At 39.1% G+C, this 10,469-nt stretch carries 6 protein-coding genes and 2 pseudogenes; 6 read left to right on the top strand and 2 right to left on the bottom strand.

What is annotated here, in order from left to right; genetic code table 11:
* Positions 1–93: 93 nt before the first annotated feature.
* The 6 genes from HMPREF9088_RS09115 (at position 94) to HMPREF9088_RS09090 (ending at position 8,636) form a co-directional block, all read left to right on the top strand.
* Positions 94–936: a YitT family protein gene (locus HMPREF9088_RS09115; protein ID WP_007208934.1), complete on the top strand. Its 843-nt coding sequence runs from the start codon at positions 94–96 to the stop codon at positions 934–936.
* A 179-nt stretch (positions 937–1,115) separates the two neighbouring features.
* Entirely contained in the window at positions 1,116–2,927 is a 1,812-nt protein-coding gene (gene glmS, locus HMPREF9088_RS09110) for a glutamine--fructose-6-phosphate transaminase (isomerizing) (RefSeq protein ID WP_007208933.1), read from the top strand.
* Between the two features lie 201 nt (positions 2,928–3,128).
* On the top strand, positions 3,129–4,916 hold the full coding sequence (locus HMPREF9088_RS09105; RefSeq protein ID WP_040366943.1) for a PTS mannitol transporter subunit IIBC: 1,788 nt from the start codon (positions 3,129–3,131) through the stop codon (positions 4,914–4,916).
* A 72-nt stretch (positions 4,917–4,988) separates the two neighbouring features.
* Positions 4,989–7,043 (top strand): BglG family transcription antiterminator, encoded by a 2,055-nt coding sequence (locus HMPREF9088_RS09100; RefSeq protein WP_007208931.1) that lies wholly within the window; start codon positions 4,989–4,991, stop codon positions 7,041–7,043.
* Between the two features lie 11 nt (positions 7,044–7,054).
* Complete coding sequence (locus tag HMPREF9088_RS09095) at positions 7,055–7,492, top strand: PTS mannitol transporter subunit IIA (RefSeq protein WP_007208930.1); 438 nt, start codon at positions 7,055–7,057, stop codon at positions 7,490–7,492.
* 1 nt (position 7,493) lies between these two features.
* Complete coding sequence (locus HMPREF9088_RS09090) at positions 7,494–8,636, top strand: mannitol-1-phosphate 5-dehydrogenase (RefSeq protein ID WP_007208929.1); 1,143 nt, start codon at positions 7,494–7,496, stop codon at positions 8,634–8,636.
* A 262-nt stretch (positions 8,637–8,898) separates the two neighbouring features.
* Here the strand turns inward: HMPREF9088_RS09090 and HMPREF9088_RS09085 are convergent.
* A pseudogene (locus HMPREF9088_RS09085) lies at positions 8,899–10,214 on the bottom strand (ISL3 family transposase).
* Positions 10,215–10,289: 75 nt separating this feature from the next.
* Positions 10,290–10,469 (bottom strand): annotated as a pseudogene (locus tag HMPREF9088_RS11720) (IS30 family transposase); the annotation flags it as partial.

The raw sequence follows: 10,469 nt of genomic DNA, 5'->3' as shown, positions 1-10,469 counted from the left end.
AGGACGTCGCCATGCAAATGATAAAGTGAGAATGAGTTAGCTTGTTCTTGCTTTTTTTATGCATAGAAAACAAAGGATGAAAGGAAAAAGTCGATGTCGAAATTAATAACGAACACAATTAAAATTATTATTGGATCTTTTATTTTTGCGATTTCAGTGAATTATTTTGCTATTAGCAATGATTTAGGTGAGGGTGGTGTCACCGGGATTACGATGATTCTTTATTATTTATACGCGTGGTCACCAGCCCTAACGAATCTTATCTTAAATGGTATTTTATTAATTATTGGATGGCGCTTTTTAGATAAAGCCACTGTTTTATATACAATTTTAGCTATGTTATGTATGTCTTTATTTTTAAATATCACGCACGAATGGCATTTTGTGACGAATCAACGGATAGTAGCTGCTCTAGGTGCGGGAGTATTAATGGGCGCCGGGATGGGCTTAATTATGCTAGGAAATGGGACCACGGCAGGCAGCGCAATCATCGCAAAGTTATTAAATAAATTTTTGGGTTGGAATGTTAGTTATGCGTTATTGTTTTGCGACATTTTCGTAGTTGCCTTTTCAGTAGCGGTAATTGGTATCGAGAGTCTGATATTAACAGTCGTTTCTTTGTATGTTTCAACAAAGGTACTTGATTATTTGTTGGAAGGATTCAATCCGAAAAAAGCGGTGACGATTATTTCAAAACACCACGAGGAATTAGCAGCTGCGATAGATCAAGAGATTGAACGGGGGATAACCGTATTTGATGCTCAGGGCTACTACTCAAAAGCAGAAAAGCCTGTATTGTATATCGTTATTAGTCGGCAACAATTACTTCCGGTGACAAAAATTATTAGTCGAATTGACCCAGAAGCCTTTGTCATTGTGAATGAAGTGCAAAGTGTAATTGGTGAAGGATTTACGCGCCAGATTATGTCTGAATAAGATAATTTCACAAAAAAGCATCTATCTTAGTGTGATAGATGCTTTTTTTATTAGCAATATGATATAGACCAATTTATAAAAATAGCGATAAAAAACGTAAAAAACATTGAAATTATAGATTATTGTGATATAAATATAGAGTATACCAATATTTTAATTCGAAAGAGGGATTTTTATCTATGTGTGGAATAGTTGGCGTAATTGGAAATAGTCGTGCAAAAGATATTTTATTAAATGGCTTAGATAAATTAGAATACCGCGGTTATGATTCAGCAGGTATTTTTTTAGAAAACGGACAAGAAACATTTTTGGTAAAATCACAAGGAAGAATTCAACAATTAAAAGATAAATTATCAGATGATGTAAAAGGCTCAATCGGGATTGGGCATACACGTTGGGCGACGCATGGTGTCCCTAGTGAAGCAAATGCGCATCCGCATACGTCTCAGTCTGGACGTTTTGTACTAGTGCATAATGGTGTGATTGAAAACTTTGATGAACTAAAACATACCTATGTACAAGCAGATCAATTTAAAGGTGAAACAGATACTGAAATCGTTGTGCATTTAGTCGAACACTTTGCGCAAACTGAAAATCTATCTGCTTTGAAAGCCTTTAAAAAGACTCTTTCTGTAGTAAAAGGCTCTTATGCTTTTGGATTGATCGATACGGAAAATCCAGATGCTATTTATGTTGCTAAAAACAAGAGCCCGCTTTTAATTGGCTTGGGTGATGGCTTTAATGTGATTTGTAGCGATGCTATGGCGATGCTAAAAGAAACCAATCGTTTTGTAGAAATCAATGATGGCGAAATTGTTGTCGTACATGCGGATGGTATTTCAATCGAAGACAAAGCTGGTAATGCTGTGGAGCGTCAACCATTTGTTACAGAATTAGATGCATCTGATGCGGAAAAGGGTGCGTATCCTTTTTACATGATGAAAGAAATTGATGAACAGCCTGCTGTGCTACGTCGTCTGACACAAGAGTATGCGAATCTGGACGGATCATTTTCGTTTGATGCAGAGTTGTTAGCTGAATTACAAGCGAGTGATCGCATTTATATTGTGGCATGTGGAACGAGTTACAATGCTGGGTGGGCGAGCAAAAATGCACTTGAAGCAATGATGAACATTCCAGTCGAAGTTCATTTGTCTAGTGAATTAGGCTATCATATGCCATTATTATCAAGCAAACCATTCTTTATTTTCTTAACTCAAAGTGGTGAAACAGCTGATAGCCGACAAGTGTTAGTCAAAGTAAATGAATTAGGCTACCCATCACTTACCATTACTAATGTGGCAGGCTCTACGCTTTCTCGTGAGGCAAAATATACAGTCTTGCTTCATGCTGGACCAGAAATTGCCGTTGCTTCGACCAAAGCTTATACAGCACAAATCACTGTCTTGAATCTACTGGCCAAAGCGTATGGCAACCAAAACGGTGTCAAAGCAGCCAAAGAATTTGATGTGGTGCATGAATTAGGCCTGACTGCTACTGCGATGGAAGCTGTCATCACAGAAAAAGAAACCATCGAATCATCAGTGAAATCTATCTTGGCATCAACTAGAAATGCTTTTTATATTGGTAGAGGAGAAGACTACTATGTTGCAATGGAAGCAGCTTTAAAGTTAAAAGAAATTTCTTATATTCAAGCTGAAGGCTTTGCGGCAGGAGAACTAAAACATGGGACAATCGCTCTGATTGAAAAAGGTACACCAGTCTTTGGTTTAATCAACGATGAAGTGACTGGACCGCATACGCGAGGAAACTTAAAAGAAGTTGAAAGTCGTGGTGCTGAGACGTTTGTGATTAGTAGTGAATCACTAGCTAAAGTGGGTGATCAATTAATCTTAGCAGATGTTCATCCTTATTGCAGAGCACTATTAGCCGTGGTACCGACGCAATTGATTGCGTACTATGCTTCCTTACATCGTGGCTATGACGTTGATAAACCACGGAACCTAGCCAAAGCTGTTACAGTAGAATAAGTAGTAAAATTTGACCGACACTAGTCGTAAATGATTGCGTTCATTTACGATTAGTGTTTTTTTGTTTAAACTGCCATCCTAATAGTTTTGTCACAAAAAAGCGTGCCAAAGTTAGACTGCTATTTTATTGAAAGCCTTTTCCTTTGCTTGTATGATAGAAATGTAGAGAAGGTAGAGGATTGTAATAAGGAGGGAATAGACATGGCGAACAGCGCACAAGTCGAAAAGAAAAAAGGAGTTAAGGCCGGTGCTCAGAAGTTAGGTAGCTATCTTAGTAGCATGGTCATGCCGAATATCGGCGCGTTTATTGCTTGGGGGGTTATGACAGCACTCTTTATCGGCGATGGATGGTTGCCAAATGAACGCCTATCGACAATGGTTACACCAACGTTGACGTATCTTTTGCCATTATTAATTGCTTACACAGGTGGACAAATGGTGTATGGCCAACGTGGGGCAGTAGTTGGTGCTATCTCAGCGATGGGTGTCATTATGGGGACTGATATTCCGATGTTTATCGGTGCGATGATCATGGGCCCATTAGGTGGTTGGTGTATCAAAAAATTCGATGATGTTTTCAAGGAAAAAGTTCGTGCCGGTTTTGAAATGTTGGTTAACAACTTTTCAGCAGGTCTCATTGGTTTTGGTTTAGCCATTTTAGCGTTTTATGGAATTGGACCCGTTGTTGAAATGATTTCGCATTTGTTATCAAAAGGAGTAGAAGTGATTGTTGGTGCGAATCTTTTGCCACTAGCGAATGTCTTCATTGAACCTGGGAAAGTACTATTTTTAAATAATGCAATTAACCATGGTATTTTAACTCCACTAGGTACTGAACAAGCTGCAACTAGTGGTAAGTCGATTTTATTCTTACTTGAAGCAAACCCTGGTCCTGGTCTTGGTATTTTGTTAGCTTTCACATTCTTTGGTAAAGGGTCAGCAAAATCATCTGCACCAGGCGCAATCATCATCCAGTTTTTAGGTGGGATTCATGAAATTTACTTCCCATACATTATGATGAAACCAGCATTGTTCTTAGCAGCTATCTGTGGTGGGGTTTCAGGTACATTTATGTTCCAATTATTAGGTGCTGGACTAAAAGCAGCCTCTTCACCTGGTTCAATTTTTGCTATCTTGTTAATGACACCAAAAGGATTATCTAATTATGTGGCTGTCTTATCAGGGGTCATCGTAGGTGCAGTTGTTTCATTCATCGTCGCTTCTATTATCTTACGTATGGACAATTCCCAAGACGATACGTTTGATCAATCAAAAGAAATGGTGCAACAACAAAAAGCAGAAAGCAAAGGTCAAGTTATTACAACATCGACTACAAGCTTCAATGATATTGACAAAATTATCTTCGCATGTGATGCAGGAATGGGATCGTCTGCGATGGGTGCTAGTATTTTGCGAGACAAAGTGAAAAAAGCGGGGATTGATTTACCTGTAAGCAATTCAGCGATTAACGATTTGCAAAACGATCCGAAAGCATTGGTTGTGACACAAGAAGAATTACAAGAACGCGCCAAACGGAAATCACCAAGTTCTGAATTTGTTGCCGTAGAAAACTTCATGAATAGTCCAAAATATGATGAAATCGTCCAACATTTATTAGCAGAGGATGTAGAACCAGCACCAGTCGCTACTCCAGCTACTTCTGTTACGCCACAAGCGACTGTTACCGACGACTATAGTAAAGTAACGCATATCATCTTCGCATGTGATGCAGGAATGGGATCGTCTGCGATGGGTGCAAGTATTTTAAGAAAATTAGTTAAAAACAATGGTTTGACGATTCCGGTGACGAATTCTGCTATTGGTAATTTACAAGATGAAGCGGATGCGTTGATTGTCAGCCAAAAAGAATTAACGACACGCGCGACGCAAAAAACGCCAAGCGCTATCCATGTATCGGTGGATAATTTCTTAACAGCCCCAGAATATGATGAAGTAGTAGCAACATTAAAAGAAGCAAAAAAGGTTTAACCTGAGTATAATTTGACTGGGAAGCAGGGGGAAACCGCTGCTTTCTAATCATGTAGTAAAAGGGGGTTTCCCATGTATTTCTCAGCAAGAGAGAAAAAAATTCTTGAATTGTTACTTGAATACCACCAAGGCATTACCCAAGAGGAGTTAGAGACGCTACTAAAAGTAAGTCGGCGCACGGTCTATCGGGAAATATCTAGCTTAGAAAAAACATTGCATCCTTTAGATATTCAACTAGTAAAAGAGCGGGGCAAAGGCTATCTTTTATTAGGAGACGAGCAATCATTGGTTCGCTTGAGAACGGAATTAGCTAATGAAAAAACCGATGACTTTGGTTCTACTCTTGAGCGACAACGCGCCATTACTGCAAAATTATTAGTAGAAGCCGAGCGAGAAACAATTCAGTCATTGGCATTTGAGTTTCGTGTCAGTCCGGCTACGATGATGACTGATCTAAAAAATGTCGAGCAAAGCTTAAATAACTATCGCTTGATGTTAGATCGTGTGCAAGGCGATGGGTTAGCGATTGTCGGTGATGAGAGTGAACGAAGAAATCTGTTGCGTAGCTTAATTTATAGTGGGGTCAATGAATATGATTTCTTCCATCACTTGCGGCGGTTAGAAGAGACCAATTTGCACCACAAATCCAGCAACTATTTTTTAAAGTTAGTGAGTAATGAGGCGCTCTATGTGGCGAATCAAGGAATCTCCGAAAGTCAACTGTTCCAAGATGTGACGGACAACCAATTGGTGCAAATTTTACTGATTTTAGCAATTTCGATTGATCGGATGAACTTGCATCATCCTATTGAAGAAGAATTTCCGATTGAGGATGAAGAGTTTTATCAGCATGCGCAAAAAATATTACAAGTTGTAGGAAAGATGATTGGTCAGTTGGTTGCGACGTTTGAAGTGAGCTTTCTTGCACGTCAATTGAGCGGCGTAAATTACAAGATTCCGCAAAATATATTCTTGGAAAGCTATGACGTGACGCTGTCGTATCAAGTCAGAGAATTGATTGCGGCAGTTAGTCAGCAATCGACAAATGATTTTCGTAAAGATGATACGTTGTTTTATGACTTATCCGCGCATATGTCCGCGGCGTTGAAGCGCAACTATGCAAGTTTTGATAAAGAGGCAAATCCCCTATTAAAAAAAGTGATTGAAAAATATCCGGCTTTATATCAGACCATCACCAAGCAATTGCGGGTGTATTTTCCTCAGGCGCAGTTCAATGAGGAAGAATTAGGGTATATTTTGATTCATTTTGCTAGTTCATTGGAGCGTAGTCCACAGCAACGGGGAGCGAATGTCTTGGTATTGTGCTCTAGTGGGATTGGGACGTCGAAAATCCTTGAGAGTCGGTTAACGAAGTATGTCCCAGAAATTGAAACCACGCAAGTCGCCCGTATTTCGCAGATGGATTACATTAACTTTGCGCAGTATGATTTGATTCTTTCGACCATTTTTTTACCGGGATTTGAATTTCCGTACAAAATGATATCACCGTTATTATTAGAAGATGAATTGGCAGAAATTCGCTTGGTCTTGATGAAACAGTCGCATCGCTTACCTGAAGAACAGGTGAAGTCCGTGCCAGTCGAAAATTCCGTCCTCACGTTTGAACGCATTTACGAGCGAATGCGAGTGGCAAATAATTTATTGAAGCAATTTGATATGTATGCTCTAACAACTGAACCAGATTTGTTTGCGACGATTCAAAAAATGATGGGTCGCTTGCAAGGGGTGATTGTCCAAGATGCAATGGAAGTAGCAAAAAAGGTCTATCGTCGCTATCAAATTGCACCAATCGGCATACCGAATACCAATTTTGCTTTGTTCCATTGTTCTTCTGAAAAGGTGAATTTGCCCTATTTTGGGATATTTGAATTATCTGATTCAGTACCGATTGCTGCGATGGATGGTAGTACGATTCAGTTGTCGAGAATCTTGTTACTATTAGCTCCGGAGCCGTTGAATCATGAATTGGAGCTTTTGTTAGGAAAAATTAGTAGTTCGGTTATTGATAGTGATTTAAACATTGAAATTTATAAAAAAGGGGACAAAGACTTAATTTATCATCTGTTAAGTTCGTTGTTCGTTGACGAAATTCGAGAAGTGAATTAGGAGGAAAGAGCATGAATGTCAATCCAGAATTAATATTAGTCAATCAACAATATGCTACAAAAGAAGAAGCCATTCGCGCGAGTGGTGAATTACTGGTCAAAGCAGGATGCGTCGAGCATGATTATGTGGAGGCGATGATTGAGCGCAACAAGCTAGTTTCGGTGTATATGGGGAATTTTATCGCGATTCCGCATGGGACCGATGAGGCCAAAAAATATGTCAAAAAATCAGGGATTTCGATTATTCAAGTGCCTGCTGGTGTCAACTTCGGGACCGAGGACGATGAACAGTTAGCGATGATTTTGTTTGGTATTGCCGGCAAAGATGGTGAACACTTAGATTTGTTACAAAAGATTGCAATCTTTTGCTCAGATATTGAAAATGTCGTGAAATTAGCTGATGCACAATCAGCAGAAGAAATTGTAAGTTATCTTGAGGAGGTAGAGTAAGATGCAAGCAACACACTTTGGAGCAGGAAATATTGGTAGAGGATTTATTGGTGAAATTTTAGCAGCGAATGGATTTGCAATTCATTTTGTCGATATTAATGAAACAATTATCGATGCTTTAGATGAACGCAAAGGCTATACGATTGAGCTAGCGGAAGAAGCACATCGGACTATTGAAGTGAAAAACGTCGATGGTATAAATAACAAAAATCAACCCGAAGCCGTCGTGGATGCTGTGTTTGAATCAGATATCGTAACGACAGCGATTGGTCCTAATATCTTGCCGTTTATCGCGGAACTGATTGCGAAAGGGATCCAAAAACGCCGTGCTGCCAATGTGGAAAAACCACTTGATGTGATTGCCTGTGAAAATATGATCGGCGGCTCTGCCTTTTTACAAAAAGAAGTCGCAAAGTATTTAGCTGATGAAGATCAACCATACGTGACAGAGTGGATCGGATTTCCAAATGCTGCTGTCGATCGCATCGTTCCTTTGCAACATCATGAAGATCCATTATTTGTCAGTGTGGAACCATTTTGTGAATGGGTCATTGATGAATCACAAATGAAAGCCAAAGCGATTCACTTGCAAGGGGTAGAATATGTTCCTGATCTAGAACCATATATTGAACGAAAATTATTCTCTGTAAATACTGGTCATGCGACTGTCGCCTACACAGGTGCCTACTATGGTTATAAGACCATTGATGAAGCAATCCAAGATGAACGGGTTTTAAATCAACTCAAAGCCGTTTTGGGTGAAACAGGGGATTTATTGATTCATAAATGGTCATTTGATCCAGAAGTTCACGCAGCCTACCAACACAAAATTGAAGGCCGTTTTGAAAATCCATATATTTCTGATGACATCACGCGAGTAGCACGGACACCAATTCGTAAATTAGGCTATGACGAACGATTCATTCGCCCCATCCGAGAATTAAAAGAACGTGGATTGAGGTACCAACATTTACTAGAAGTGGTGGGCATGATTTTCCATTATGCTGATGACAATGATCAACAAAGTGTCCAACTAGCAGAAAAATTAGCTGCCAATTCACTAACAGAAGTCATTAAAGAAGTCACTGGCTTAAACGATGATGCCCTAGTCGCAGAAATCGAAGAACAAGTCAAAGCAAAATAAAAAAGGCTGCCACAGAATGAGCGCAAGGAAAAGACGGGACTGTGACATAAGTCATCATCCAACAAGTTAAACCGAATAATATACAATTGCTAGGATGGATTCTTCGGACTTTTGCGACGAGAATTCACTGTACCGCAGGAGCAATACTATATACTGTTCGGATATTGTTACTTGTAGGAGACTTATGGGCTCTTTGTCAATTGCTGTTGTTTTGCTCAAATCGTATGTTAGGAAATGCTTCGGCATTTCCTTTTTTGCGTTATTAAATGATTTCACAGATGTTCTGTTGGATCAGGACACGCATCCGGAGATGACGAAAAGTCCGAAATCCAAAAGCAATTCTTTTGATTACTTTGATGAGGTTATTCTTTCCCTCCAATTTTCCGTTTGAATAGGGATATTTTAAGGAGTTTGTGATGGCTTCTGTGTGCTTTTTCAGATAACAAATTGCCTTTTTAAATCCATCATTCAAGGAATGTGGCAATGATTCAATGAGATTGAAAAATTCAGTAAAATCTTTTGCATCAAAAGCAGCTAATAACTCTTGATAGACTTCATAGCTTTGTCGTAGTTGGTTATCTATAGAGAGTAAGTAATCAAGCACCTCCGACTCCGTCATGTATTTCCCTTGGAAGAGGGGAAATTGCTTAAAAGAGGTGTAGTTTAGTTTTGTATTTTTCTTTAGGATTGTTCGCCAATATTTTTTCAGCTTTCGGTAATCTTTTTGCGCTTGTGGATCGCTTTTCTTTAGCTGCTTCATTGTCTGAATTCGTTGGGTATTAAATGCACGCGTCATTTGTTGGATGATGTGGAAGCGATCGATAGAGAGTCGCGCATTGGGAAAGACTTCTTTCGTCACTGCATCGTAAGAGGCTTCATATCCATCACGATGTGTGTCACACGTTTCCTGGCTTTTAAGGGAAACCGTTGGAAGTATGCTCGTAACTTGAATTTGCGCCGATCATCTAAGATATCAAAGATTTTGCCAGTATCAGCATCACTAAGAATAAAGCACATCGCTCCTTCACAATCACGCGTTCCTTTGAATTCATCAATTAGAAGATGCTTGGGAAGAGAATTGATTTTTTTTCGTGGCTCTTCAAAGAAGCTATCTAAAACGCGCTCAACGGTTTTTGTGGAAACAAAATACCGCTGTGCAATATCCTTCATTGAGATCTTTTTCTTCAAATCCACAGCAATCGCAAATTTTAAAGCCTGTGAAATGTAACAATTTTCCGCTACATAATAGGTTTTGGCAGAAAACGTATGATGGCACTGGGTACAACGAAAACGCTGTTTGTACAGGTGTAGATAAGTTGGTACTTCTTGATACGGAAGCAACTGAATCCAACTATCATGATAAGCATGACGGATGATAGAATCAAATCCACAACATTCGCAACGATGCACTTCTCCGGTTAATAATCCGGTAAATACATTGGCCATACGGCCATGAACGCGCTCTTTACTAATGGCATCTTTTGAAAAGGTAATATGGGAATCTTTGATGTTCAAGATTTGTTTGATGGAATGACTTGTCTTTTCATCCGTACATTTGATATTCTTAGTTATGGACATTTGGTTATCCTCCTATGATTTTTTTTTGCCGATTTAATTATAGGACAACCAGATGTCTTTTTGTTATATGATTTGTCAAATTAAGTTAGAATAAAATGCTTCTTGTACATAGCTCAAAAATATCTCAATTGGTGTTCTGTAATTCAATGATTTTCTTGGAATATGATTACGTTGATTGCTGACACTGGAAATAAATGTCTGATTCACTTCTCTAAAATCCATTGATTTCGGCAGTCCATTACGACGCAGAATTCC

Source organism: Enterococcus italicus DSM 15952 (genome assembly GCF_000185365.1).
Lineage (GTDB): Bacteria > Bacillota > Bacilli > Lactobacillales > Enterococcaceae > Enterococcus_G > Enterococcus_G italicus.
The sequence above is the reverse complement of the archived record's forward strand: the minus strand, read 5'-3'. Positions and strand labels throughout refer to the sequence as shown.